Raw genomic sequence first — 26,293 nt, 5'->3', positions numbered from 1 at the left:
AGCGGTCGGGCGACTTTGATGAGCAAGAATCCGCTTATCTGCACGGCTGGAGTAAGCGGATTCTTGCCGATGGGAACGCTCGCCGTAGGGTGTTCTGGTCGATTGCCGACAGAAGACCGCTCAAGCGCTCATTTTAGAGGAGATCAACAGCGCCGCCATGACGATGCTCAGCGTGCCAATGATCACCATGACCGTGTGTCTTGCATAAAACTGTCGAATCTTCTGCCGGGCAGGCGCTGTCTGAAACAGGTAGCGATAGGGCGACAGGGCGACCCACAGCACCGCCAGCAGCAGATAAACCAGCAGCGTGCGCGGGCCGTCGAGCACATGGACAAGGCCTAGAAACAAAAACGGAAGGCCATGCCGCAAGACCAGCGCCTGGGCACCGGGCCAGCTCAGCACCTTGGGCAGTAACTTGCTGCTCAGCCAGGCATCGGCAGGCTCTGCCAGAATCATCAGCGGACGCCATACGCAGATAAAGATGAAGAAGCCGACGGTTGTCCAGAGCGGTGTCAGGAACAGCACGAGGACCCGCGTTCCCGGATTGTATTCCGTGCCTTCAGGCGCTAGTGGAGGCGCCAGCAACGCCAGCAGAAACGCGCCGATGTAGACCCAGATGAGCGGCGTGAAGTCGCTCTGCTCACGCATGAGTTTCCAGGCATTCAGGTCTGCTTCGGGGTAGCGCTTGAGGACGTCGGGGTAGTGGACGGTCAACTGCTCCTGAATATGCGCGCAGGCGTTCCACACCGAAGCGTCTTGCTTGACTGCGGTACGGATCCGCGCAGCCAGACGTGGCGGCTTGAACATCAAGTGCGCGGCCTTGCCTTCGGCAGTACTCGGTTTGGCATCGAGCAGGCGTTGCAGATGCTCGGCGTACTCCACTTCTTCGTATCGCTGGCGCAGTGTCTGCCAAAGGTCTTCAGGACCGGGGTGAAGGTTTTGCTGCAGGTTCCAGCCAAATACCGCGCGCGTCTGTTCCAGCAGGTCAGAGGTCACATGGTGGCTGGCAATCAGCAAGACCATGCACCTGCATTGCAAATGCTCGCGACGCTCCAGCTCTGTCAGCCAGGGCTGCTGCTCCAGCGTCTGAAGTTCTTCAATGAAGCGCTCATGCTGCCCGCTCTCGATGAGTGCGCTGAACGCTTCGAACGCCTCGCGCAATATCGCCTCGGCCAAGGCGTGCTGCTGGTAGCTGCTGATATGAATGCTTTGCCATACCGTCAGCCAGCGCAGATGCTGAAATGCAGCTTTGATCAATTCGACGCGACGCGCCGAGTCGTTCAGGCACTCCAGCAGCAACAGTTGTTGAAAGCGCTCCGCCTGTCCATGCTCCATGGCGAGCTGCTGTTGCTCGGGCAGGTTCTGCGCTGTGGTTTGCCTGACCTGTTGAAGCCAGTCCATGCCATCGGACTGCTCGATAACGGTCGTTGTCAGAAGCGGGGCAGGCAAGGGCTCACGCAAGGGCTGGCGCAGCATGACAGGCTGGTCGTCTTCATCTGCGCGCGATCGTGCCAACTGCAGCGCCTCTTCATAGGCATCACGCAGATTCTGGAAGGCTACCGGGTCTTCATCTGGGCGGTTGACCTTCAGTAACCGGGCATATTGGCGTTTGATGCTGCGCTCGTCGGCATCGTTATTCAGCTCAAGTACGGACCAACAGTCGATCATCTTGCGCCCTGCTCGAACGTGTCGACTTCCTGTTTGAGTTGCTTGCGAATTTCGCTGATCTGCCGCTCGTCCTGCGTCTCCAGCACATGCTGGAACTGGGTGGTCCAGTGATCGATAAGTTCTCGATCGCTGCCCAGGCATTCCTGATACAGGCGTTCAAGTCTGGCGATCAGATGAGTATTGGCCTGCTGTTCGCGCGGATGGACTTTGAGCGCTTCAAGTACCTGAAGGCGTTCCTGTATTTCATCAGGCGTCATCACGCCTGGGTTGTTTTCGATGACCAGCTTGTGACGTTCCCCGGTCAACTGTGTCATCACGTCGGCCTCCAGCAGGCCGTTGTTGTCATAGGTAAAACGCACATCCAGCGCCACTTCGCCGGCCTTCGCCTTGGGGATCGGGATAATGAGCTCGCCCAGGGCGATGTTGTCCTTGACCATGCGGCTTTCGCCTTGAAAGATCCGCACCATAACGTGCTCTTGATCATCACTGACGGTCTGGACCGTTTTTACCCGGCTGACCGGTACGACACTGTTGCGTTCGATAATGGGCAGGTAATGACCGCTTTCATAGCGATTGCCAACTTGCGTGATGGTCTCGATCCCCAGTGTGTAAGGGCACACATCGGTGAGGACGATCTCCTCCAGCGCTGCGTCCCGGTGCTTGAGTGCCGCCTGCACCGCTGCGCCCTGAGCGACGATCTCATCGGGATTGAGTGCAATGGAAGGGAAGCGCCCGAACAGGCTCGCGGCAAGCTTGCGGATCAGTGGCATGCGCGTGGTGCCGCCCACCAGCAGAATCTCATCCAGATCGGCGACGCGTATCCGCGCGTCTCGAAGCGCACGCTCGGCCGGCGCACGAAGGCGGTTGAGCAGGGGCGCATAAAAATCGCTCATTTGCTCTTGAGTAATGGTTTTTCGCCATTCCCTGTCGGCGTGACGCAATACGAAGTCGGCACTCCCGTCCTGGCCCAAAGCCCTGCGCACCCGCTCGGCTTCGCGCCGCAAGGCCGGGGCAATCAGCTCCGTTGACGGGAAGTCCGGCTCATCGCGGTGCAGGTTCACAAAGTGCTCGACCATGACCTGATCGAAATCTTCACCCCCCAGAAAGTTGTCGCCCGCGCTGGCACGCACTTCCATCACGCCGTCGAAAAGTTCGAGGATCGAGATGTCGAAGGTACCGCCACCCAGGTCGAAGACCAGAAACGAGGTTTCGCCTTCCTTCTGGTGAAGGCCATACGCAAGTGCCGCCGCTGTTGGCTCGTTGATGAGCTTCTCGACCTTGAGCCCCGCCAGCTCCCCGGCGATACGCGTGGCTTTACGCTGCGCGTCGCTGAAATAGGCCGGGACGCTGATCACCGCTTCGGTGACAGGCTCGCCAAACGCGCGCTCGACATCAGCCTTCAGGCTTTTGAGCACCAGCGATGACAACTCTTCGGGGCGGTAAGTAGCAGATCCCAGGCGAATTTCTTGGGCGCTGCCCATGTAGCGCTTGAACAGGGCGGTGGTTTTTTCCGGGTGTGTCTGCAGGCGTTCGCGGGCTGCCTTGCCGACCAGGATCTGCCCGTCGTCGTCCAGCCCGACAACGCTGGGGGTGAGTGTTTCTCCCAATGCGTTGGTCACCAGCTCGCTGCTGCCGTCGCGCCATACAGCCACCAGGCTGTTGGTGGTGCCCAGATCAATACCGACGATCATCTCGAAAATGCTCCCTGCTCTAAGAGTGTTGCGATGTTTTGCGTGATTCTGAATCAAGGCAACCGGTGTTGTCTTGGTTTTATGCGTCGGTAGTGCCGGGATTCACTCATGCGTATCAGGCATCAGTGAATCCGCTGGCGTGATGAATTGATGCGAATCCATCCCCTTAGTGTTCGCCGCTACGGCTCACGGCCTTGTGCAGAATCGCCGCCAGATCGTCTCTGGAATAGGGTTTCTGCAACAGGTCGAAGCGATGTGTTTCGTCCTGAGCGATCGTCGCGAACTCAGTGCTGTACCCGGTGGTGAGAACCACCGGCATCCACGGGTAGCGCGCTTCGATTTCGGCGTACAGCTCCAGGCCACTCATGCCCGGCATAGCGATATCCGAGAACACCACATGGAAGTTTTCCGGGTTGCCGGAAAGCTCTTTCAGCGCTTCGGCGGCACTGCTCACCCAGAGCACCTGAAAGCCCAGTTGCTCAAGCATGGGGCGGGTGTAGGTACCGATGTCCTGATTATCCTCGACCATGAGCACGCATAGCCCGGGCAATGGGGTGAGCGTGTGGTGATGGTCTTCCTGGACGACTTCGTGACTCTGTGCGCTGGGCAGGCACAGGGTGAAGCGGCTGCCTTTGCCCAGCTCGCTTTCAACCAGCACTTCACCGCCCGACTGCTTGGCAAACCCGAATACCTGCGACAAACCCAGCCCGGTGCCCTGGCCGACACTCTTGGTGGTATAGAACGGTTCGAAGATCAGGCCCAGTTTTTCCTTGGCAATACCTGCGCCGGTATCGGTCAGCGATACCTTTACATAGTCACCCGCGCTGTGTGAGGCCGGCTGGTCTGCAGTGCAGTGGGCAGCGCATTCAACCTTTATGATCAGCTTACCCGCGCCGGACATTGCATCGCGGGCGTTGACCACCATGTTGACCAGCGCAGTATCGAACTGGCTGCCGTCGGCGAAGATAAAGCACGGTCCGGCAGGCAGGTCGATGCTGACCTGAATACGGGCGCCGGTCAGCGTGTCCATCATCTCGCCGATGCGCGCCACACTCTTGCACACATCGAACACTTCCGGCTGCAAGGCCTGACGGCGGGCGAACGCCAGCAGCTGGCCGGTCAGGCGCGCGGCCCGGTCGACCGTGCTGGAGATGGCCTCGACGTACTTCACACGACGGTGCTCTTCAAGGTTCGATGACTTCAGCAGGTCGCTGCAGGAGCGGATCACGGTCAGCAGGTTGTTGAAATCATGCGCCACGCCGCCGGTGAGTTGACCGATGGCTTCCAGCTTCTGCGCCTGATGCAGGGCGTCCTGCGAAAGCCGCAGCGCTTCATTGGCCTCTTCCTCGGCCTGAATGTCACGGCCGACGGCATGGATGAATTGCTTGTCCGGAACGGCAGTCCAGGAGATGGTCCGGTACGAGCCGTCCTGATGACGATAGCGATTCTTGAAGTGCGGAATCGTGCGGCCGCTCTCCAGCCCGCTCATGGCGGCCAGCGTGCTGTCCACGTCTTCAGGGTGCACCAGTGCCAGAAACTGGCTGTCGAGCAGTTGCTCTTCCGACCAGCCGAGGGCTTGCGTCCATGCCGGATTGACTGCCGATATGATCCCGTCGAACTGCGCCACCAGCATCAGGTCGGTCGACAGCCGCCAGATGCGATCACGGTCCTGGGTGCGTTCGACCACCCGCTGTTCAAGGGTCTCGTTGAGCGACAGCAGGGCTTCTTCAGCGTCTCTGAGCTGGGTCATGTCCCTGGAAACACAGAGAATCTTCTCCGGTTTGCCGTCCTTGCCGAAAATCGGGCTGACCTGTACATGCCACCACTTGGTGGTGCCCGCCAGGGTCTGCGCCGAGCCGGTGAAGCTGGCGTTCTGACCCGCCTTCGCCGCTTCGACCGCTGCGATGGCGTCCAGATTGCCCTGGTCCTGCCAGAAGTCAGGCCAGGGACAGCCGCGAATCGCATTGAAATCGCTGACCTCCATGATCCGCTGACCGCCTTCACTCATGAAGGTCAGGCGCGAATCGAGGTCCAGCACCTTGATGCAGTCGTTGATGCTCGACAGCACACGGTCGGTGAACGCTTCGTTCTCCGACTGACGGACTTCAGCCATGACCTGCAAGGTGGTCTCGTTGACCCGGCAGAACACACCTTCGATCAGGCCGCTATCGCCATACAGCGGCGAATAGGACAGCGACCACCAGGTCTGCTCGGGCTTGCCATTGCGCACGATGGTGCGCTGAATATTGTCAGACCGGCGGCTTTGTCCGGCCAGCGCCTGCTCGGCGAGCGGCCGCACGGCTTCCCAGGCATCGCCCCAGACCGAGGCAATGGGCTGCCCCTGCGCCTGTCGGGCGGCAATCGGCAGGACCTGAGAGTAAGCGTCATTGAAAAACAGGGTGTAGTCAGGTCCCCAGAGCAGGTACATGCTGTCCGGGCAACTGAGCATCAGATTCATTGAAGACAGTAGCGCTGCGGGCCATGCTTGCTTCGGTCCCAGCGCGGACGTCGACCAGTCCGTCTCTCGGATAAACCGACCCATTTCGCCGCCTCCCAAGGGGAGGTCGAGGGGAGTATTCACGGTAGAAAATGCCCCATCTTTCGGACTGTCAAAGTGAGCTGAGTAATCAGGCGGGCATGATGTCATTATGCCTCACAAGTATCCAGCCATCACGACCTCATATAGCCGTGAACAGTATGCAGACCCGGCGCTGCGGGAAATGTTCGGTTATCGCCGGAACAAGCTGTACGGAATGTGCGCAGCCCTCATTCAAGGAACGTTTCGCGTACCAGAGCATGGCGCTGCATCTTCTCGTTCAGCGTCCGCCGCGGCAGTTGCAACTCATTGAGCACCGCCTTGATGTCGCCTTTATGACGGGCCAGCGAAGCGCGCAGGCATTGTGCTTCGAAGGCTTCCTGACGCGCCGCCAGCGAGTGCCCTGCCGATTGGGTATCAGATTGCGGCAGGGCGTGCTCCAGACCCAAAGCCTGCCGTTCGGCGGCGTTGGCCAGCTCGCGCACGTTGCCTGGCCAGTCATGGCCCAGCAGGCGGCTCAGATGAGCTGCGTCCAGCGCGGGCGGTTCCCTGCCCACGCGTTCGGCGGCGGCGCGGGCGAAGTGGCTGAACAGTTGCGCGATGTCTTCAAGGCGCTCGCGCAGCGGCGGCAAGCGTAGCTCGGCAACGTTGAGGCGGTAGGCCAGATCTTCGCGGAAGCGCCCGGCACGCGCCTCTTCGAGAAGATCAGGCTTGGTCGCGGCAATGATTCGCAGATCGACGTCGATACTCTGATTCGAGCCTAGCCGCTCAAGGCGCTTGTCCTGCAGAACGCGCAGCAGCTTGACCTGTTGTGCCATCGGCATGCTCTCGATTTCATCGAGGAACACCGTGCCGCCGTCGGCATACTCCAGGCGACCGATGCGCTTGCCCTGCGCACCGGTGAAGGCGCCGCTTTCGTGGCCGAACAGCTCGGCTTCGAACAGGTGTTCCGGGATGGCCGCGCAGTTGAGTGCAACAAAAGGTCTGGCGGCGCGCGGACCGAAATCGTGCAGGCAGCGCGCCACCAGTTCCTTGCCGCTGCCGGTTTCCCCGCGAATGATCACGTTGACCGGCAGTTGCGCCAGTTCCAGCACCTGGCGGCGCAGTGTCTGCATGCCGGGTGATACGCCGAGCAGCGTGGCGTCCAGCCGGGTTCTGGCATCGGCCTGCTCGTGCAGGCGGCGGTTTTCCAGCACCAGTTGGCGTTTCTCGAGGGCGCGCCGCAGGTTGCTGATCAAGGTTTCCGGGCTGAACGGTTTTTCCAGAAAGTCATAGGCCCCCTCGCGCATCGCCTCCACGGCCATCGGCACATCGCCATGGCCGGTCAGGAGGATGACCGGCAGGTCGCGGTCTGCGCCTTGCAATCGGGTCAGCAGCTCCAGGCCGCTCATGCCTGGCATGCGCACATCGGTCAGCACGACGCCGGGGAAGTGCTCAGGCAGGTGGGCCAGGCACTCTTCGGCGCGGGCGAAGACTTGCACCTCGAACCCCGACAGCGTCAGCCATTGTTCGACGGCTTGCCGGATGGGCGCCTCGTCGTCTACCACGATGACCGAATTCAACATGCCGGGTCAGGCCTCCAGAAAGTCGTTGGGCAAGCTGAACCAGAACTCGGCACCGTCCGCATGGTTTTGCGCCGTCAGTTGTCCGCCCAGTTCATGAATGATGGCGTACGACACAGCCAGGCCAAGGCCCAGGCCGTCGCCTACCGGTTTGGTGGTGAAGAACGGATCGAAAATGCTTGGCAGATTTTCCGCGGCGATCCCGCTTCCGTTGTCCCTGACGCTGAGCCGCCAATAGTTGTCGACGGCGTCGATACGCACTTCAAGATGCCTGGAGCGGCACTCGCGCATGGCGTCCAGGGCATTGCGCAGCAGGTTTATCATTACCTGTTCCAGGCGGATGGCGTCGCCGCGCACCCATGCCGGGCGAGCCAGATGAAGGACGCAGTCGACGTGTTCCTCGCGCAGGCGCGGGTCAAGCAACAGCAAAGCCTGATCGACAACCGTGGCCAGGTCCAGCCTCTCGCGCAGGCCGCTGGGGCTCTTGCGCGCGAAGGTCTTCAGGTGGCTGGTCAAGGCGGCCATGCGTGTCAGTTGCTGATCGACGGGAACCAGCGCTTTGCAGGCTTCATCGATGCGGCCCTGATCGAGCAGCAGTCGCAGGGTCGCCAGTTGCATGCGCTGGGCGGTTAGCGGCTGGTTGATTTCGTGGGCCAATGCTGCCGACATCTGCCCCAGCGCCGCCAGTTTGGCCGACTGCACCAGACCGTCCTGCGCGGTTTGCAGATCACGCGTGCGCGCTTGCACCAGGCGCTCAAGTTCATCCCGGTTGCGCTCCCTCAATCGCGCCAGTCGCCAGCGCTGATAGAGAAACAGGCTCAGAAATACCAGCGCCAGCCAGATGCCTGCGGCGGCCAGTCCTGCATTGCGAACGTCCTCACTGGAGGGGGGCGGCTTGCGCAACAGGTGCAGGGTCCAGTTTTCGTCGGTAAGGGGCAGCGACTGCCAGAGATAATCCGTGGTGCCGTACGGGCCGTCGACACGGCTCAAATGGCTGTTTTCGCTGAAGCTGTCGATGACCCGCCTGCGCAGCGGTGACAATACCTGCTTGTCGTACTGGCGGGTGCGCAACAGTGTGGCACGGTCTTCCATCGAGATCGGCAGCAGCTCGCGATAACGCCAGCCTGGTTGATTGGCGATAAATACGATGCCTTTCTCATCGCTGACCAGCAGCAGGTCCTCACCCTGATCCCATTCCTGCTCAAGGCTGGGGAACTCCAGTTTGACGACCATTGCCCCCATGAACCCACCGGTATCGTTCAAGACCGCGCTGGACAGAAAGTACCCCGGAATTCCGGTGGTCACACCGACCGCATAAAAGCGCCCGGTGCCCTTGGCGCGGGTTTGCAGGAAGTAGGGTCGAAAAGCGTAGTTGTGGCCGACATAGCTATTGGGCGTACGCCAGTTGCTCGCGCCAATCGCCAGACCATGCCGGTCGAGCAACTCCAGCGTCGAAGAATGAGCCGCGCTGTTGATTTTTTCCAGCTTGAGGTTGAGTGCGTTCTGCACCTCACCGGTTACCGGGCCGCTCAGCGCGGCACGAATTTCCGGGTCCAGCGCCAGCACGGAGGGCAGGGCGCGATAGCGCTCGATCAGGGTGTGCAGGGTATTGGCATACAGTGCCAGCTGTCCTTCGGCACGTGCGGCATCTTCCGACATTGCGTGACGCTGCGCCTGACGCATCGCTAGCCCGGCGCACAGGGCTGCACCGGCCAGAATCAGCAGCACGTACAGGGTAATGCGCCAGTAGCGATGCTTGAGCGTCATGTCGCAGCCTGATTGAACCCTGCTGGCGCGTTCCCGAGCGAATGCTCACGAACGCGCCACGCGCAGGGTTTACAACAGATTGAAGGTCGCTTCTTTCACTGCTTGCGAGTCCAGGCCGATCATGACCTTGAATTCGCCAGGTTCTGCCACGTGCTTGAGCTCGGTGTTGTAGAACTTCAGGTCGTCTTCACTGAGGGTGAAGGTCACGACTTTTTCTTCTCCGGGCTCGAGCATCACTTTTTCGAAGTTTTTCAGTTCTTTTACCGGACGGCTGATCGACGCCGCTACGTCATGCAGGTACAACTGCACAACAGTTGCACCGGCAACCTTGCCGGTATTTTTCACGGTCACACTGGCAGTCAGCTTGCCTTTGCGGGTCATGTTGGCGTCCGACAACGTGATGTCCGAGACGTCGAACTGGGTGTAGCTCAGACCATAACCGAACGGGTACAGCGGGCCATTGGGCTCCTCGAAATAGTGCGAGGTGTAGTTGCCTGGCTTGCCTTCGTGATACGGACGGCCGGTGTTCAGGTGCGCATAGTAGACCGGCAGTTGACCGATCGAGCGAGGAAACGTCATGGCTAGCTTGCCCGACGGGTTGTAGTCGCCGAACAGCACATCAGCCACTGCGTTGCCGCCTTCGGTGCCCGGGAACCAGGTTTCGAGCATGGCGTCGGCCTGTTCCTGTTCGTCGACCAGAACCAGCGGACGGCCGTTCATCAGTACCAGCACCAGTGGTTTGCCAGTGGCCTTGAGCGCCTTGATCAGGTCGCGCTGTTTGCCCGGAATGTTCAGGCTGCTGCGGCTGGCCGATTCATGCGACATGCCACGCGACTCGCCGACCACGGCAACGATCACATCGGCCTGCTCGGCGACCTTGACCGCTTCGTCGATCATTTCCTGGGCCGGACGCGGGTCGATCTCTACTTCCTTCTCGATGAAGTTCAGGTAGTTGAGGACGTGTTCGTTGTCACTGACGTTGGCACCGCGCGCGTAAACCAGCTTGGCCTTGTCGCCGACTGCGTTGGCCAGCCCTTCATACACCGTCACCGACTGGTTGGGACGACCCGCTGCCGACCAGCTGCCGAGCATGTCGAGGTGACTTTGCGCCAGTCCGCCGATCACTGCGATGGTGCCTTGCTTCTTCAGCGGCAGTGTCTCGTTCTGGTTTTTCAGCAGCACCAGCGTCTTGCGCGCCACATCTCGAGCTTCGGCACGGTGCAGGCGGTCATCGGAATAAGTGTCGGCCGGATCTTCGGCAGCGACACCGATGCGACCGTAAGGCGAGGCGAACAGGCCCATGTCGTACTTGGCACCCAGCACTTCACGCACGGCGCTGTCGATTTCCTTCATGGAAACCTCGCCGTCCTTCACCAGACCGGGCAACTGCTCGCCATAGGCCGCGTCGTTCATGCTCAGGTCAACGCCCGCCTTGATCGCCAGCTTGGCGGCCTCGCGGAAATCCTTGGCCACGCCGTGGTCGATCAGCTCCTTGAGCGCGCCGTGGTCACTGATGGTCACGCCCTTGAAGCCCCAGTCCTTGCGCAACAGGTCCTGCATCAGCCATTTGTTGGAGGTCGACGGGACGCCGTTGATCGAGTTGAGTGCGACCATGATGCCGCCGGCGCCGGCATCGATGCCGGCCTTGTAGGGCGGCAGGTAGTCCTGGTACATGCGCGTCATGCTCATGTCCACGGTGTTGTAGTCGCGTCCGCCTTCTACCGCGCCATACAGGGCGAAGTGTTTGACGGCGGCCATGATGCTGTCGTTGGCTGCGACGTTCTTGCCCTGGAAGGACCTGACCATCACATCGGAAATGCGTGACACCAGGTAGGTGTCTTCACCGAACCCTTCGGAACTGCGGCCCCAGCGAGGGTCGCGGGAAATATCCACCATGGGGGCGAAGGTCATGTCGATACTGTCGGCACTGGCCTCTTTGGCCGAGACCCGGCCCATCAGTGCGATGGCGTCCATGTCCCAGCTGGCGGCCATGCCCAGGCTGATCGGGAAAATCGTGCGATGGCCGTGAACCACGTCATAGGCAAAGAACATCGGAATTTTCAGACGGCTCTTGGCGACTGCGGCTTCCTGCAGCGGACGATTTTCCGAACGGGTAATGGAGTTGAACGTGCCGCCTATTCTTCCGGCGGCAATTTCCTTGAGAATTTGCGGCTGTGGCATTTCCGAACTGATACTGATGAGTCGTAACTGACCGATCTTTTCGTCCAGAGTCATTTGTTTCATGAGTTTGCCGATGAAGGCATTCTTGGCCTGAAGCGTTGTATTGTCCGTGGCGGCAGCGTTCTGGGCCATCACCGACTGACTGGCCATACCGACCAGCAAACCTAATAAACACAGCTTATTCATGAATGATTTCTCAAGGCTTTTGTCAGTAACTCGCGTTTAATGTCCGACAGCCAGTTTTTGGGTTATGGACCTTTGGCGTTATGGTTCGCACGGGATGCCAGGATAGTTGCCATCCGCTTCACTGTACGAAGTCTCCCCAAGGTGTGTACGAAAATGGCGGTTTGATTGATTTTTGTACAGACCCTGTTCGATCAAATAATGACCGCATCAGGTGTTGGCGATGGATTATGCCGGGGAACTTGTGTTTTGGCTAAGGCGCGTCGTTTCAATGGATTCAAAAAAACACCGGAGGTCTGGATTTTGAAGTCTGTTTCACAGTGGTTGTTGTACGTGGTGATGCTGTTGGGAGGGTTATTGCGTGCCGAGGCAGAGCCATCAGCACTGGTTTTTCCGCCGATGACCGGCAGTGTGGTGGACGCCGCACAAATGCTCGACAGCCAGACTACGGTTCGTCTGGCCAGACTTCTGAGCGCCCATGAAAAGGCGACCGGGGAGCGGGTGGTGGTCGTAACCCTCGCTGATCTGCAGGGCACGAGCATCGAAGAGTTCGGCTCTCGACTCGGTGACGCCTGGGGCCTGGGGCTGCATGGCAAGGATGACAGTGTTCTGCTGGTGGTCTATCGCGACAAGCGCAAGGTGTTCATGGAGGTCGGCGATGTGCTGAAGGATCGTCTCAATGACGCCCAGGCCTCTCTGATCATCGACATGCTGATGACCCCCGAGTTTGACGACAACCGGTTTGCCGTCGGTATAGAGCGCGGTACGCGCGCGGTTATCGCGGCATTGGGCGGGCAGATACCCGATTATCCTGAACCGAAAAGACAGATGTCCGAAGTTGACGAGCAGACCAATGACGACCAGGTCTGGCTGATCGGAATCGTGTTGACCCTCATCGTGCTGGGGATTGTAATCATCAGTGTCAGACGCGGCGGCGCCACCCGGCCTGCCCGTGAAAGAGCCGCTGATCGCAGTGGCGGACGTTTCGGCGGCGGCGGTGCTTCAGGCAACTGGTAGTTGATTGATTCGGAATGAGGGAACCATGGCTTTACTGAACAAAGACGAACAGCGGCAGGTTGCCGAAGCGATTGACCGCGTCGAGCAGCGCACTGACGCCGAGCTGGTCACGGTGCTGGCCGCTCGTGCTGACGACTATGCCTACATGCCGCTGATCTGGGCCGGGCTGATCGGTCTGTTGCTGCCGGGCACGATCAATTACTGCCTTCAATGGCTGAGCGCGGACGAGTTGATGCTGGCGCAGATGAGCACGTTCATTATTGTGGCGCTGGTGTGCCACCTGTCGAAGGTCTCAGCGTTGCTGGTGCCGCTTTCGGTGCGGCGCTGGCGGGCCGGCAACCTTGCGCGTCGGCAGTTCCTCGAACAGAACCTGCACAAGACCCATGACGGCACCGGCATTCTGGTGTTTATCAGCGAGGCCGAGCGTTATGTCGAAATTCTGGTCGATCATGGCATCGCCAGTCGTCTGCACGACGACACCTGGAAAGCGATGGTCGACGTGTTCACTCAACAGGTTCGAGACGGGCAGATTCTGCAGGGATTTCTGGGGTGTATTCACGCCTGCGGCGAGTTGCTTGCCGATCACGTTCCGGTAACCCACGGCAGAAATGAGCTGCCCAATCGGCTGGTGGTGCTGGGGTAAGGCCAAAAGGCAGGCGTCGAGTTCAACGACACCTGCCTTTCTTGAAACCCGTGCGGGTCAGACGATACGCTTTACGTTGTAAAACGATTTTATGTAAGTCTGCAGGTGTTCGACTTGCTGGCTGATCGACGTCGAAGTATCAGCTGGCGACGTTATCTGATCCAGAAAATGGTAGAGCGATTGATAAACCTTTTTCGCTTCTTGTACCCAAAGCGTTTTGCTCTGAGCAACGCCGGCGAGCGCTGTCAACTCGTCGAGTTTTTCTCGGGTTGCCTGTGCTTCCCGGAGAGCCGTGCGGGAATCGTCAAGCAGAGCGTTATAGCGAGACCTCAGTCTGTCGCGTTCTTCAATGAGGTCAAGGTAGTTCAGGGCGCTGCTGACCTTGTCGAGCAGTTTTCCGAGTCTGGCAATCCCGGCGTTGATCAACGCGAGTTCCGGAGAGGTCATGGTGACCAGCTTGAGTTCCTCTGGAGTAGGCAGCATTTCCTTGAACTGATCGGCGATGTTGTACTTTTCAAATGTCTTGATCGTTGTGTCAAGCAGGCGCCGGTCTGCAGCGATTAACGCCATTGCGCTTTCCTGCGTGGCTGAGCGTTGGGTCATGCTGTCGATCTGTTGCTGAAGTGTTTCCAGCAAACGGTTGCTTTCCAGCGTCAGGTTTATCTGCGCCACATCATCGCTGTGTGCGGCAATGGCTTGAGCGCTGCGGCGCACGACGTCTGTGAGATTCGATACCTGCCGAATGCGCTGCCCGTTCAGCAGGCTGATCGCTTGTTGTTTCTGTGTGTCGCTGAGCCTTGCGTCGGCTTCAATCAGTTGTTGTTTCTGATCGATCGGCTTCAGGTCTATGTTATTCAACTGTACGGTGACAGTGGCCAGTTCCTGGCCATAGACCTTTTCTGCACTCATCAATGCGGCCTGAAGCGGCAGCATTTTTTCTTTCATGACCGGCAAAAAGTCCAGCTTCAGCGCGGTCACTTGCGCAAGAATATTCTGACGGGCTGTTTCCATGACTTCATTGTCAGGGGGGGTAAGGATTAACAGCTCATCCAGGCGTTCAGTGCTCATGGTTATCGTCCTATGCCAATGGCGGGTTGCTGTTCGCGTTTAAACTGGTCCAGCGCGCTATCAAATATCTTTAATAGCTCAGTCGTTTTACCTTTTATTTCCAGCCACGGCATGACGACGCCTTGAAACTGCATGGCGAAAATCAGCAGTGCCTGATCGTCTTTGATGGCCGCCAGTTCATGTGCGGAACGTTCTATGTACGTGGCTAACAGTAACCAGAGGTCTTTCAGGTGGGTGGCGCCTTTGTGAGCGTCCAACATACGAATATACATATCATCAAACATGAGTTGCAGGCTGCGCACGGCGCCTGTCAAAGGAACTTTTTCCTTGAGCAGTTGAACGTTCTGAGCCTTTGAAGCAACCATTCGATTTTTTTCTTTTCGGATCTTTTCCGCTTTGGCGCCAAAAATACCTCCTGTGATAGCGACCCCGATGGGGCCGCCGAAACCACCCCAGGCAATATTATTCAGTGCGGTTTTATACTCCTTGTTTTTCTGCTCGATGTCCGTCGTCAGTTGTTCGATATCTTTTTCCAGCTCCTTGATTTGCTGGTCCAGGTCTGAGCGCGCAGCCAGTTTCACTTTGTCGTTGATGCCGGGAATGAGCGTGACGCTTAATACGGAGCTGAACGTATCGATGTGTTGCTCCAGTGTTTCGGCAGCGTGCTGATGGTTTTTTATTTGTGACGCCGTTTTCTTCAGAAATTCAGCCAGCGTGCTACAGACCCTTTGATCGTTTTTTTCCAGGGGTACCGGAGGTGTGTTGCGGACCTCTTCAATGATCAAATCGGCAACAGTCAGATCCAGCTGTCTGGCAAAATCCATCTTTTCAATGCGGTCGATGATCTGCTGACCCTGTACCGAGAACTGCGCGGCAAACAGGTCAATATTGAACCCGGTACGCTTGATGCCATCCTCGATCCCCGACCAGCTTTTGCCGTGACTGTTAATGGCCTTGTAGGTCTTGAGCATGTCTTCAGGCTCAAGCCCGGGAATGCCACTTTTGGTAAAACCCAATTGCTGTTCGACGCGCGAAAGTGACGTGGGAATATTAAGGGCGTGTCGTTCGTAGCGTTTCAGACTAAGAATGTCTTCCTTGGTCAGAACAAGGCCGGCGCTACGGCCACCACTTTTTTCATCATCAAAGATAACGTTCAGGTATTCGACGGGTTTCAAGGTAACCCGTGCGATGTCTTCGTTTTCCAAAAGTGCTGCTGGAGTCAACATAATGCACGTTCCTTGTGCGAGTTATTTCAGTCGAGCAAAAAGCTCTAGAGGGTTGGTCTGATTATCTATAATCAGCCAAACCGACTATAAAGATGTTTTTATGCCGCGCAAGTAGCGGTTCATCGTTTTTGGCAAGGATTACTTTACCGTTTATGTGCGTTTCTTCAGGGGATGTAGGCACGTGCGAACAGTGTGTGTAGTCCCTGAAAAATAGGGGTGCCCATGACGCGCTGACACGCCTAAAATACAGGCCTGATTTTTCGAGTCCCGGACGGGACGCTTGAGGCACATTTTCAATGTCAGTCATTACCTCCACGTCACCCATCGCTGCGACCGATCATCTCGCGCAGTTCCTCGGCCTGCTGGAGACCAGCCTGTCGCAGAACTCGCTGATCAAGCTGGTCCTGGCCAAATACGTGGGCAGCGAGGCTGATCTGCAGCGGATCATCATCAAGCCGCTGACCGTCAAGGAACAACCGTGCCTGAGCTTCGTGTATCGCTACAAGACTCGCGACATCACCAAGAATTTTTCGCTTGCTGAAGCGGTGGCTGTCATTGCCAGCCTGATACCGGCGTCCTTCAAGAACGCGCACCTTTTGTCGCTGACTGACGAGGTGCAGCTGGAGTTCAGCAAGAAGGGCAAGACGACGCTGTTCAAAAGCAAGGCTCAGCAGGAGCGCCAGGCTCCTTCGGCCGGGCATGACCGCGAGAAGAAACGCTACCTGGAGCTTACCCGGCCATTCCTGACTGACTTGGGTGTGACCAATCGCCAGCATGAGCTGATTCCGGCCATGTCGCGCAAATGGAAGCAGATCAACAAGTTCATCGAAGTGTTTTCCCATGCACTGAGCTCATCGCCGCTCAAGCTCGATCAGCCGATCAAGGTTGCGGACTTCGGCTCAGGCAAGGGTTATCTGACCTTCGCCATCCACGACTACCTGTGCAACACCTTGCAGGCGCAAGGGCAGGTGACCGGTGTCGAACTGCGCGAAGACATGGTCAGTTTGTGCAACGAGGCGGCGGCGAAGCTCGATCATCCGGGGCTGACCTTTGCGCAGGGTGACGTGCGTACGGTGGCGCCCAGCGCGCTGGACGTGATGATCGCGCTGCACGCCTGTGATATCGCGACAGACTACGCCATTCATATGGGCATTCGCTCCGGCGCCTCGATCATCATGTGCTCGCCGTGCTGCCACAAACAGATCCGCTTGCAGATCCAGAGCCCGACGCTGTTGAAGCCGATGCTGCAATACGGTCTGCACATGGGCCAGCAGGCAGAAATGGTCACCGACAGCCTGCGCGCGCTGTTGCTGGAGGCATGCGGTTACGAGACCAAAGTGTTCGAGTTCATTTCGCTGGAGCACACCAACAAAAACAAGATGATCCTCGCGGTCAAGCGTACCGAGCCGGTCGATCCGGCTCAGTTGCTGGCGCGTATTCAGGAGCTCAAGACGTTCTACGGCCTTAGCGAGCATTGCCTGGAAATGCTCCTCAAGAGCGACGGCTTTATTGGCTGAAAATAGCCGTCCTGTGCGCAGTGGCCGAAGAGTCTGCGACCAACGGTCTGGCGTTTGACTGCTTTGTTGCGCTGGGTCAATGGTTGTACCTCGCGCCAGGCGGATGCTTGGTTTATCACCCAAGCATCCGCGCTACCCACGAGGGTCCGTCATGATCAGCACTTTTTTCATCCCCGCCGTGAACATCATCGGCACTGGCTGCATTGATGAAGCCATGCTCGCCATACGCAAATACGGATTTCGCAAGGCGCTGATCGTCACGGATGCAGGCCTCGCCAAGGCCGGAGTGGCCAGTCAGGTCGCCGGGCTGCTGGTGGAGCAGGGCATCGACTCGGTGGTGTACGACGGTGCCCGCCCCAACCCGACCATCGCCAATGTCGAGAACGGTCTTGCCTTGTTGCAGGAGCGCCAGTGCGATTTCGTCATATCGCTTGGCGGCGGCTCGCCCCACGACTGTGCAAAAGGCATTGCCCTGTGCGCCAGCAACGGAGGGCACATCAGTGACTATGAGGGCGTCGACCGTTCGGCTAAACCGCAGTTGCCGCTGATCGCCATCAATACCACCGCCGGAACCGCGAGTGAGATGACCCGCTTCTGCATCATCACCGATGAAGCGCGGCATGTAAAAATGGCGATCATCGACCGCAACGTCACACCGCTGTTGTCGGTGAATGATCCCGACATGATGGTCGCCATGCCCAGGTCGCTGACCGCCGCCACCGGCATGGACGCCTTGACTCATGCAATCGAAGCCTATGTCTCCACGGCTGCCAACCCGATCACCGATGCCTGCGCGTTGCAGGCCATGGCGCTGATCGCCAACAATTTGCGTGACGCATTCAACAACGGGGCAAACATCACCGCCCGCGAGAACATGGCCTATGCCCAGTTTCTGGCCGGCATGGCGTTCAATAACGCGTCACTGGGCTATGTGCATGCCATGGCGCACCAGTTGGGCGGCTTTTATGATTTGCCCCACGGTGTGTGCAACGCCGTATTGCTGCCCCATGTGCAGCGCTTCAACGTCAGCGTCAGCGCTGCCCGCCTGACCGACGTTGCGCACGCCATGGGCAGCAATATCCGTGGGCTGTCTCCAGAAGAAGGCGCGCGGGCCGCCATCGACGCCATTCATGCATTGTCGGCTGCCGTGGAAATCCCGGCAGGTCTTGCTGCGCTGGGCGTCAAGGAGGAAGACTTCCAACTGTTGGCCACCAATGCCCTGAAAGATGCCTGTGGCCTGACCAATCCGCGTCCTGCCGATCTTGAGCAGATTCAGGACATATTTCGCCAGGCACTTTGATCATTCCTGCACAACAGGCCCGCCATGGACGTGCTTTGGCCGTACACCCTTGAAGATCATGAGTGTTGTGGACGCGGGATTGACAGCGTCAGGATGGAGCGGGTGTTTTCGTGAGCCAGGGTGCCTGAACAGAGGCTGACCAGCACCATGGAACCGGAGCAGACCATGCCGCAGTCCGTTTAGCATCCAGATTGTCCTCGCGAATCCCGCGAGCATGACGGGAAGCTCAACCGATGACGCCCCTGCAATCTCTTTTGCAAAGCGGCTATCTGAAGATCGCCGCCACTCTGGTTCTGCTGTTTTCAGGCGCGCAATGCGTGCGGGCAGCAGACATTCCTGAAGGTTTCGCCAAGGATGTGACCGGCGGAGGCTCCGCGGCTGCCGTGCATCCCTCCACGCTGGATGAACTTCGCTCAGCACTCTGTGCGTCGCATGACTCGCACGGTGCCTGCACCGATGACACACCGCGAGTGATTGTCCTGGACCACACGTTCGACTTCCGCGCGAGCGTGATTGCCAACGGCAATACCACAACCACCGAGCCTGGCTGCGTAGTGAAACCGTGCCCGCAGGGTGGTGAGCAACTTGCACTGAATGGCGCCAACAACTTCTGCCAATCAAGGCCACGTGTCATGGTGACCTACGACAACGCGGGGCTGAAACCACTGAAAGTCGGCTCCAACAAGACGTTGATCGGGTTTGGCGACAAGGCAGGCATTCAGGGCGCTGGGCTGTTCATTGGCGACGGCGCGCATAACGTGATCGTTCGCAACCTGACGCTTTCGGATATCAATCCACGTGTCGTATGGGGCGGCGATGCGCTGACCCTGAACAAGGCTGATGGCGTGTGGATCGATCACAACACCTTTGCGCGGATCAGCAGACAGATGATTGTTACGGGCTGGGGCACTGCGTCACACGTCACCATTTCCAGCAATGAGTTCGACGGCCGAACGCCTTACTCGTCTACCTGCGATGGCCATCATTACTGGGTATGGCTGTTCCTCGGCAGTCAGGACACGCTGACGTTGTCGAGAAACTATGTACACGATACCTCTGGCAGAGCACCCCATTCAGGTGGCATGAACAATGCGCAGGTTCGTGCCCAACTGGTCAACAACGTTTTCCAGCGCATGACCTATCAAGGCGCAATCATGTCGCGTACCTCATCGTCACAGCTGCTGGTCGAGGGAAACGACTTCGAGAACGTGGCTCATCCGCTGTATAACGATGTGGACCAGCCAGGCACGGCGTTCGCCTTGTTCGATCCGGTTTCAAAAGCCGCCAATGATGCGTGTATGAGCGCGATAGGCAGAATCTGTGTCGTGAATCAGCAGCGCAGCAGTGGCGAGGACTATCGCCCTCGGGATGCCTCTGCCCTGGAGGCGTTCAGGGAGTATCGGCAGTACCTGGTGGCGCCGGTTTCGGCGCAAGAAGCCGAGGCGCGGGTGCCGGGAGAGGCGGGGGTGGGGAAAGTCAGTGCCGGTCTACTGCAATGACTTCGAAGTTTGATTTGCACTCACCTGTACCCAATCGTTTTACTATCACGCAACACCGCGCCTTGTAACACCTTAAAAGGCCCGATCAGTGAGTCAGGGGAAGTCATTTTGATGGATCAAGAAAGCATCGTCCGGTACTGGCATGCGGTCGAGTTGTTGCAACCACAATCAGCACCCAAGCTGAAAGAACGCGCTAATCGATACGAAGCGTTTATCCATGACACGTCAATTCAGCGCCCGCTGCTTCCGTGGACCCCGGAAAGTATCGTCAGTGCACAGGAACTGCCCAAGAAGCGCATATGGAGCCACACGCTCTATGCTCATCTTTACGACAGCCGTCTCGTTGCCGAGAAGCTCGATGCGATGTACGGCGCCGATCAGGGCTACCAGGAGCCCGGGTTTCGCGAGTCAGCCGTGTTTGCGGCAAAATTCACGATGGCGGGCCGACTGGTCGATGACAGCCTCGTGCTTTCGAGTGAAGCGTGGTTTCTCGGGCGGGTGTTGACCGGCAAGGACTGGACCAGAGGGTTCGAGACCGACCAAAAGACCGTCAGGGAGCGTGCTAACAGCCTGTTCGAAGGTGAGGTATCAAGCGCAGACTTGCGTGAACTGACTCACTGGACCCTCCAGTTTCTGGGGCTGGGGGACTTTTTTGGTGAGATGGACCACCACCATTTTCGCTTTCGCTCACAACCCGTCAAGCCCGACAAGCCCGAGTCGGAAGACGATCCACTGAACAGCTTTTTGCTGGACGATCTTGCCGATGTCGCCGATGCGATCTCCAGAGGGGTGAAAAGCGAACCACTGGACCAGTACCTGCGCTATCACGATCCCGAGCTTCGCCTGCATATGGATGATAAGCGTGCATCGTTGCCACTGATGGGGCGACTGATGCCGGATGCCTACGCCAGTAGCTGTTGGCCCACCGAGCACCATTTGGGCCTGGTGCATTCCCAGCAGCTGGCCGTCAACACAATCCAGTCCACCCTGGCCGATGGTCAAGGGCTGCTTGGCGTCAACGGCCCACCTGGAACGGGCAAGACGACGCTGTTGCGCGACCTTATTGCAGCGATTATCACCAGCCGCGCCGATGCGTTTGCCAAGCTACGCCGTGCTTCCGATGCATTCGCAAGCGACGGACGCGAAGCTGCCAACGACGGTGGCAGGCAGCAATACAGCTTCAGGCTCAACCCCGCACTGTATGGCTTCGAAATCGTGGTCGCTTCATCCAACAACGGTGCCGTGGAAAATGTGACACTGGAACTGCCGCAGAGAGACAAGATTGATGAAAGTTGGCTGCCAGAAGCAGAGTATTTCGCCGAGCTGGGGGAGCTGGTCTCGGATAAGCCTGCGTGGGGACTGATTTCCGGTGCATTGGGGAGTAAGGCGCGTCGCAACAAATTCGTAGATCGTTACTTCTATGGTCAGCGCCCGTTTGGCAGCGAAGACAAGGCTGCGGCGCAGGTAGAAGACGAGACGGAGGTCGACCCTGATGAAGAAGTCGACAATATCGTGGAAGCACTCTTTTCGGCCTCCTCTGCCGAGATGGAAGACGCTGACGACAGCGAGAGCCAGAGCGAAGATGCTCCACCCGAGGAAGAGAAGGGCCCGAAGGATTTTGGGGGTGGCTCAATGTGAGTGCCGAGGTGAATGCGGTCCGTTCACCAGAGCAACGTCAAGCGTTGTGGCAGCAAGCAGTCTCTGACTACGAGGCGGTCAAGGCGCAAGAACGCAAAGCATGCCGTGACGCCAGTCGGATTCGTGAGTTGATCCTGGCCATCCTCGAGGCCAGGAAGAAGATTGCCGAACACTCCGAAAAACTCAGGTCATTCGAACAGTCGCTGATTGAGGTAGCCAATGAACTCTCGCGCCTGGATAACGAGGAAGGTGGTCCCGCCAATACGGCACTGAAGAAGTGTCTTGACGCGCTTGGGATGCTCCCTCCCAGACCCGGTTTCTGGTCAAATGTATTCAGTCTGGGAAATGCTCGACGCGACTGGAATGCCGCTCGGGCACTGCTGGAAAGCCAACGTGACGTTGCCAAGGCCGAGTTCGCGCGGATCACACGCCTTACTCAACAACTCGATATCGATAAGGTCCAGGCGGAAAGAAAAATCACTGACGCGCGCCGAGTGCTTCAGGGATCGCAGCAGCAGGACCAAACGCTTACGCGCGATGCCTGGGAACTGGCAACCACTCATCAGGCTGACCATCTGCTTGCTTGGTTAAAAGACAACGCTATCGGGGATGGAGATGCCATTGAACTGGCCGAACCCTGGCGCATTGAAGGCTGGCGGAAGGCACGTGCGCGGGTTTTCATCCAGGCACTGAAGCTCCACCAGACGTTCTTCGAGCTTGAGGCGTCAAGACTGCGTTCCAATTTATTCATGATCAATAGTCTGCTGACCGGTTCGCGTTTCCAAGGGTTGTCGCGCGATGCAATCCGTTCGGCGTGGGCTTCTTTGTTCATGGTCGTTCCGGTGTTGAGCAGCACCTTCGCATCATTCGCCCGTTCGTTTGGCTCGCTGGGTGCCAGTGAGATTGGCTGGTTACTCGTGGATGAGGCAGGTCAGGCCGCTCCGCAACAGGCAGTCGGCGCACTGTGGCGGTCCCGACGCGCGTTGCTGGTGGGGGACCCGCTGCAACTCAAGCCCATCGTTACCGTATCCGATGCGGTGCTGGAGCACATGCGTACACGTTACGGGGTTGATGCGCACTGGATTCCCAATCAAAAATCCGCACAGGTGCTGGCTGACGAAGCCACTCCTTGGGGACGCATGGCCGGGCCTGCCGGCGGCAAGACGTGGGTAGGATTGCCACTGGTCGTGCATCGCCGCTGCGACAAGCCTATGTATGCACTCGCCAACCGTATCGCCTACGACGGAGCAATGGTGTACGGAACGATTGCACCGCGCGCCGACAAAGAAACCCTCGCCAGTCTGCCGACAGGGTGGATACATGTCAGTGGGTCTTCCGAAGGAAATTGGGTGCCTGCGGAAGGCCAGGTCTTACGCGACCTGCTCAAGCGGCTGCATGGCGATGGCATAGAGGCGAAAGATATTTCGGTCATCACGCCTTTCAAGGCTGTGCAGCAAAACCTCAAGCGCATACTCCGAAGCAAGCTAGTGTCGGGCACGATCCACACGATGCAAGGCAAGGAAGCATCGATCGTCATCGTCGTATTGGGCGGCAACACTGCCGGAGCGGGTGCTCGCAACTGGGCTGTTTCAGAACCTAACCTGCTGAACGTGGCGGCGACGCGCGCCAAGCGACGTCTCTATGTGATTGGCGACAGAAACGACTGGAAGCACCGGCAGTTGTTCTGTGACGTCATGGATCTGCTGCCGCTTCAGGATATTCAAGCACACCCGTAAAGGGCCTTACGCATGAACGCCACAGCTCCACTGTGTGCCCTGCTGCAGCGTTCGCTGAGCGGAGATTAGTGGTTCGGGTGGATGTTTGAATTTGTCTTGACCCGATTGAACGCGATAGCGAGCCGGGACGATGATGAGAAGGACGTAGATTCCGCTCGAACGTCGGGCGGCCTGCCCGCCTGCCCAGCCAGAACGCTTCCTCCAGCCTCCCCCGGCTGTATTTCATCGGTTCCAGGAAACACCGCCTTAAGTCGCAAGAAAGCATGCCGACAACCTCATCAGCAATGAGATTGACGGTCTTCGACCGCGTCCTGGCGTACCTTCTCGAAGAGCAACACGATCGTCAAGATCAAGGCGGAGCAAACGCGCGTGAAGGTCATGAAACCAGCTTTCAAACCCGTCTCAGCGGCTTGAACTCATTCCCTATCCGTCCCCGATTCTTGCGTAATTAACTTGGCCAGGCATCCGTTGCCCCGGAGTTTCTACATGTGTTCGATGTGCGATGCACTTACCCAACTTTGGGACGAAGGAGCGACTGGCCAGGGTGCGGCTAAACAGACAGCCACCAACCAAGCGGCGCTTGGGCACCTGACGCTCGACCAACAAGCCAACTACCTTACCAATGGCTATTGGCACGACGCCTATGGCGGTTCCCAGCACCATTTTGACGTGCACGCCGGAGGGTCGCTCACTGTCAACCTGGCAAGTTTGAGCGCAAGCGCTCAGGTTGTTGCTCGATATGCGCTGCAAACCTGGACCAATGTCAGCGGCCTAAACTTTGTGGAAACCACCGCTGCCGCTGCGATCAATTTCAGCGAACAAAAAAGCGGTGCGTACAGCAACTCCAATTATGCAGGCAGCATCATCTCGGACAGCAGCGTCAACATCGCTTCCGATTGGGTGAAATACGGTTTGTATTATCAGCAAACCTACATTCATGAAATCGGCCACGCGCTGGGGTTGGGCCATGCGGGCAATTATAACGGGAGCGCGACCTTCCCCAACAATGCCTTCTATCAAGAGGACAGCTGGAAATACTCGGTGATGTCCTACTTCAGCCAGGACGAGAATACGTATTCCAACGCCTCTTTCGGCTATGTCGCTACCCCCATGCTGGCGGATATCGTAGCCATCCAGTCATTGTACGGCACCGCCGTTACCCGCACAGGTGACAATACCTACAGTTTCAATAAGACTTCCATCAACACCGGAACCGACTTCGTGCCCGGCCTGGTGGCCACGATCTATGATTCGGGCGGCAACGACACGATCAACGTCAGCACCTATGTCGGCGCTCAGACAGTCGATCTGAGAAGTGAAGCTTTTTCCAGCCTATACGGCGGTCTATCGAATATTGCAATCGCGCGCGGTACGGTTATCGAGAACGCCATCACCGGTGCAGGCGCAGATACGCTGATAGGCAACGCCAGTGACAACTTTCTAAATGCCAACGCGGGCAATGACCAGTTGCAAGGCGGCGATGGCAATGATCGGCTGATGGGTGGGGCGGGCTCGGACGTGCTCAATGGTGGCAACGGCATCGACACCGCCTTGTATACCGAGGCAGGTGCTCGCTACTTTGCAACGTACGATACCGCGCTGGTGAGGAATGCCACCCTCAACGTTCATGATGCGCAAACGTCCGATGTGGACACACTTTCAAGCGTCGAAAGGCTGTCTTTCAGCGACCGCAATGCCAGTCTTGACGAACTGCTCATGGCTTTTCACAGCCGTTATGGCGCCTTCAACGCCGAGAGTGACGCCACTGTTTCGTTGAGTTTTAGCACCGATCTTCATCACATCGCGCTCACCGAGGATCAGGCTGACATTGCCAGGCTTTATTCACTGTTCGGTCGGACGCCCGATTATCAGGGGTTGAAGAACTGGCTGACGCAGCAGGCGATCGGCAGTTCGTATGCAGAGATTCGCGATGGCTTTCTGAATTCCATTGAAGGGATGCAGCACTACAGCGGGCTTGGTGATCGGGACTTTGTCCTTGATCTCTATCAGACCGTATTGCATCGCACAGGCGAAGAATCAGGTGTGTCGTCCTGGAACACGCTGCTGCAGGCGGGTGTGAGTCGAGCAGCGGTCGCTGATGGCTTCCTGAATTCGCGCGAGAGCCGTGACCTCTCGGAAGGCGAGACGGGGTTCATCAGGATCGTGGCTCATAACGCCTGGAACAATCTGGATATGGTCGTAGGCAAGGGCGTGGCTACCGGCACGGCTGGGGATGATCAGATCAGTGAGCAGGAAGTCAGGCTGGACAGCAATGCGGTTTCGCATCTGGCGGGCAACGCTGGTATAGACACCTTTATTTTCAACGACGCTGCATCCGCCTACACGATCAGCGCGCTTGATACCGGCACGCTATCAGTCAGTCGTTCCACTGGAGCGGCGGCGAAATTCGAACTGAGTGGGTTCAATGTGCTCGATTTCGCAGATCGCGAACTGTTCGTCCTCGACTCTGCGCAGGCAAACATTGGTCGTCTGTATACCATTCTGGATCGTGCTCCCGATATTGAAGGCCTGAAGTTCTGGCTGTCTCACGGCGCCGCAGGCGCAACCGGTGCTCAGGTTGCGGGTGGTTTTGTTCAATCTGCCGAATTTTCTCAAAGCCTGCCCAATGGCAGCAGCAATACAGCCTTTGTCGAACATCTGTATCACAATGTCCTGGACAGAGGCAGCGACGCTAACGGCCTTGCCTATTGGGTCCAATCGCTGGACGGCGGCACGAGCCGTGGACAGGTCGCATTCAATATCGCCAACTCCGCGGAGTCTGCTGCACTGACTCAAGGCGATGCCGGCTTCATTCACCTGGTAGGGCATGCTGATTGGGTTTGACTTCGCGATGGCTGCAAACCTTCCGTTCGCCGGGGTTGCAGACCACTTGGGGATTTCTCTCTCCGCTTCTAAACACGTCGAGCTGAGCGAGGCATTGGAGAAGGAGATTTCGTCGATTGAGTTGTACCCTGACGCTGTCCGGGCGATCGTTGAGCTTCAAAACTCAGACATCCTGGTAGGGGTTTATTGAGTGATCGAAGGGGAAACGCGGGTCAGA

At 58.0% G+C, this 26,293-nt stretch carries 14 protein-coding genes and 1 pseudogene; 7 read left to right on the top strand and 8 right to left on the bottom strand.

Going from position 1 to position 26,293, the window contains the following annotated elements; translation table 11 throughout:
- Positions 1–120: 120 nt before the first annotated feature.
- The 6 genes from JOE39_RS13925 to bglX all read right to left on the bottom strand — a co-directional run bounded on the left by JOE39_RS13925 (position 121) and on the right by bglX (position 11,591).
- A complete protein-coding gene (locus JOE39_RS13925) occupies positions 121–1,668 on the bottom strand; it encodes a J domain-containing protein (RefSeq protein WP_003395914.1) in 1,548 nt (515 codons plus the stop codon).
- Positions 1,665–3,359: a molecular chaperone HscC gene (locus JOE39_RS13920; protein ID WP_024683524.1), complete on the bottom strand. Its 1,695-nt coding sequence runs from the start codon at positions 3,357–3,359 to the stop codon at positions 1,665–1,667. The genes JOE39_RS13925 and JOE39_RS13920 overlap by 4 nt, the downstream gene beginning before the upstream one ends.
- A gap of 166 nt (positions 3,360–3,525) precedes the next feature.
- Complete coding sequence (locus JOE39_RS13915; RefSeq protein WP_210078629.1) at positions 3,526–5,901, bottom strand: PAS domain-containing protein; 2,376 nt, start codon at positions 5,899–5,901, stop codon at positions 3,526–3,528.
- 224 nt (positions 5,902–6,125) lie between these two features.
- On the bottom strand, positions 6,126–7,460 hold the full coding sequence (locus tag JOE39_RS13910) for a sigma-54 dependent transcriptional regulator (protein ID WP_003395903.1): 1,335 nt from the start codon (positions 7,458–7,460) through the stop codon (positions 6,126–6,128).
- Positions 7,461–7,466: 6 nt separating this feature from the next.
- On the bottom strand, positions 7,467–9,224 hold the full coding sequence (locus JOE39_RS13905) for an ATP-binding protein (RefSeq protein WP_096115837.1): 1,758 nt from the start codon (positions 9,222–9,224) through the stop codon (positions 7,467–7,469).
- Between the two features lie 69 nt (positions 9,225–9,293).
- On the bottom strand, positions 9,294–11,591 hold the full coding sequence (bglX, locus tag JOE39_RS13900; RefSeq protein ID WP_003395900.1) for a beta-glucosidase BglX: 2,298 nt from the start codon (positions 11,589–11,591) through the stop codon (positions 9,294–9,296).
- Between the two features lie 336 nt (positions 11,592–11,927).
- Between bglX and JOE39_RS13895 the strand changes: the two genes are divergently transcribed.
- Both JOE39_RS13895 and JOE39_RS13890 read left to right on the top strand, forming a co-directional pair.
- Entirely contained in the window at positions 11,928–12,605 is a 678-nt protein-coding gene (locus tag JOE39_RS13895) for a TPM domain-containing protein (RefSeq protein ID WP_050511528.1), read from the top strand.
- Positions 12,606–12,630: 25 nt separating this feature from the next.
- Positions 12,631–13,248 (top strand): TPM domain-containing protein, encoded by a 618-nt coding sequence (locus JOE39_RS13890; protein WP_003395896.1) that lies wholly within the window; start codon positions 12,631–12,633, stop codon positions 13,246–13,248.
- Positions 13,249–13,305: 57 nt separating this feature from the next.
- Here JOE39_RS13890 and JOE39_RS13885 read toward each other — a convergent pair whose 3' ends face one another.
- Both JOE39_RS13885 and JOE39_RS13880 read right to left on the bottom strand, forming a co-directional pair.
- Positions 13,306–14,322, bottom strand: coding sequence for an alpha-xenorhabdolysin family binary toxin subunit B (locus JOE39_RS13885; protein ID WP_032634555.1), 1,017 nt, complete (start codon positions 14,320–14,322; stop codon positions 13,306–13,308).
- A complete protein-coding gene (locus JOE39_RS13880) occupies positions 14,319–15,542 on the bottom strand; it encodes an alpha-xenorhabdolysin family binary toxin subunit A (RefSeq protein ID WP_096115836.1) in 1,224 nt (407 codons plus the stop codon). The genes JOE39_RS13885 and JOE39_RS13880 overlap by 4 nt, the downstream gene beginning before the upstream one ends.
- 296 nt (positions 15,543–15,838) lie before the next feature.
- Between JOE39_RS13880 and JOE39_RS13875 the strand changes: the two genes are divergently transcribed.
- From JOE39_RS13875 to JOE39_RS13855, 5 genes and pseudogenes are all read left to right on the top strand, one after another.
- Complete coding sequence (locus JOE39_RS13875) at positions 15,839–17,059, top strand: SAM-dependent methyltransferase (protein ID WP_096115835.1); 1,221 nt, start codon at positions 15,839–15,841, stop codon at positions 17,057–17,059.
- 151 nt (positions 17,060–17,210) lie between these two features.
- Positions 17,211–18,359, top strand: coding sequence for an L-threonine dehydrogenase (gene yiaY, locus JOE39_RS13870; protein ID WP_210078630.1), 1,149 nt, complete (start codon positions 17,211–17,213; stop codon positions 18,357–18,359).
- 233 nt (positions 18,360–18,592) lie between these two features.
- Complete coding sequence (locus JOE39_RS13865; RefSeq protein WP_096115833.1) at positions 18,593–19,858, top strand: right-handed parallel beta-helix repeat-containing protein; 1,266 nt, start codon at positions 18,593–18,595, stop codon at positions 19,856–19,858.
- A gap of 111 nt (positions 19,859–19,969) precedes the next feature.
- A pseudogene (locus tag JOE39_RS13860) lies at positions 19,970–23,232 on the top strand (AAA domain-containing protein).
- 486 nt (positions 23,233–23,718) lie between these two features.
- Positions 23,719–26,076, top strand: coding sequence for a DUF4214 domain-containing protein (locus tag JOE39_RS13855; protein ID WP_210078631.1), 2,358 nt, complete (start codon positions 23,719–23,721; stop codon positions 26,074–26,076).
- Positions 26,077–26,293: the final 217 nt, after the last annotated feature.

It is taken from the genome of Pseudomonas sp. PvP100 (genome assembly GCF_017833055.1).
GTDB classification, from domain to species: Bacteria; Pseudomonadota; Gammaproteobacteria; order Pseudomonadales; family Pseudomonadaceae; genus Aquipseudomonas; species Aquipseudomonas syringae.
The sequence above is the reverse complement of the archived record's forward strand: the minus strand, read 5'-3'. Positions and strand labels throughout refer to the sequence as shown.

What these genes read in the sequence shown, in the direction of transcription:
- JOE39_RS13925 (WP_003395914.1), bottom strand. Translation starts at nt 1,668, where the DNA reads ATGATCGACTGTTGGTCCGTACTTGAGCTGAATAACGATGCCGACGAG.
- JOE39_RS13920 (WP_024683524.1), bottom strand. Translation starts at nt 3,359, where the DNA reads ATGATCGTCGGTATTGATCTGGGCACCACCAACAGCCTGGTGGCTGTA.
- JOE39_RS13915 (WP_210078629.1), bottom strand. Translation starts at nt 5,901, where the DNA reads ATGGGTCGGTTTATCCGAGAGACGGACTGGTCGACGTCCGCGCTGGGA.
- JOE39_RS13910 (WP_003395903.1), bottom strand. Translation starts at nt 7,460, where the DNA reads ATGTTGAATTCGGTCATCGTGGTAGACGACGAGGCGCCCATCCGGCAA.
- JOE39_RS13905 (WP_096115837.1), bottom strand. Translation starts at nt 9,224, where the DNA reads ATGACGCTCAAGCATCGCTACTGGCGCATTACCCTGTACGTGCTGCTG.
- bglX (WP_003395900.1), bottom strand. Translation starts at nt 11,591, where the DNA reads ATGAATAAGCTGTGTTTATTAGGTTTGCTGGTCGGTATGGCCAGTCAG.
- JOE39_RS13895 (WP_050511528.1), top strand. Translation starts at nt 11,928, where the DNA reads ATGCTGTTGGGAGGGTTATTGCGTGCCGAGGCAGAGCCATCAGCACTG.
- JOE39_RS13890 (WP_003395896.1), top strand. Translation starts at nt 12,631, where the DNA reads ATGGCTTTACTGAACAAAGACGAACAGCGGCAGGTTGCCGAAGCGATT.
- JOE39_RS13880 (WP_096115836.1), bottom strand. Translation starts at nt 15,542, where the DNA reads ATGTTGACTCCAGCAGCACTTTTGGAAAACGAAGACATCGCACGGGTT.
- JOE39_RS13875 (WP_096115835.1), top strand. Translation starts at nt 15,839, where the DNA reads ATGTCAGTCATTACCTCCACGTCACCCATCGCTGCGACCGATCATCTC.
- yiaY (WP_210078630.1), top strand. Translation starts at nt 17,211, where the DNA reads ATGATCAGCACTTTTTTCATCCCCGCCGTGAACATCATCGGCACTGGC.
- JOE39_RS13865 (WP_096115833.1), top strand. Translation starts at nt 18,593, where the DNA reads ATGACGCCCCTGCAATCTCTTTTGCAAAGCGGCTATCTGAAGATCGCC.
- JOE39_RS13855 (WP_210078631.1), top strand. Translation starts at nt 23,719, where the DNA reads ATGTGTTCGATGTGCGATGCACTTACCCAACTTTGGGACGAAGGAGCG.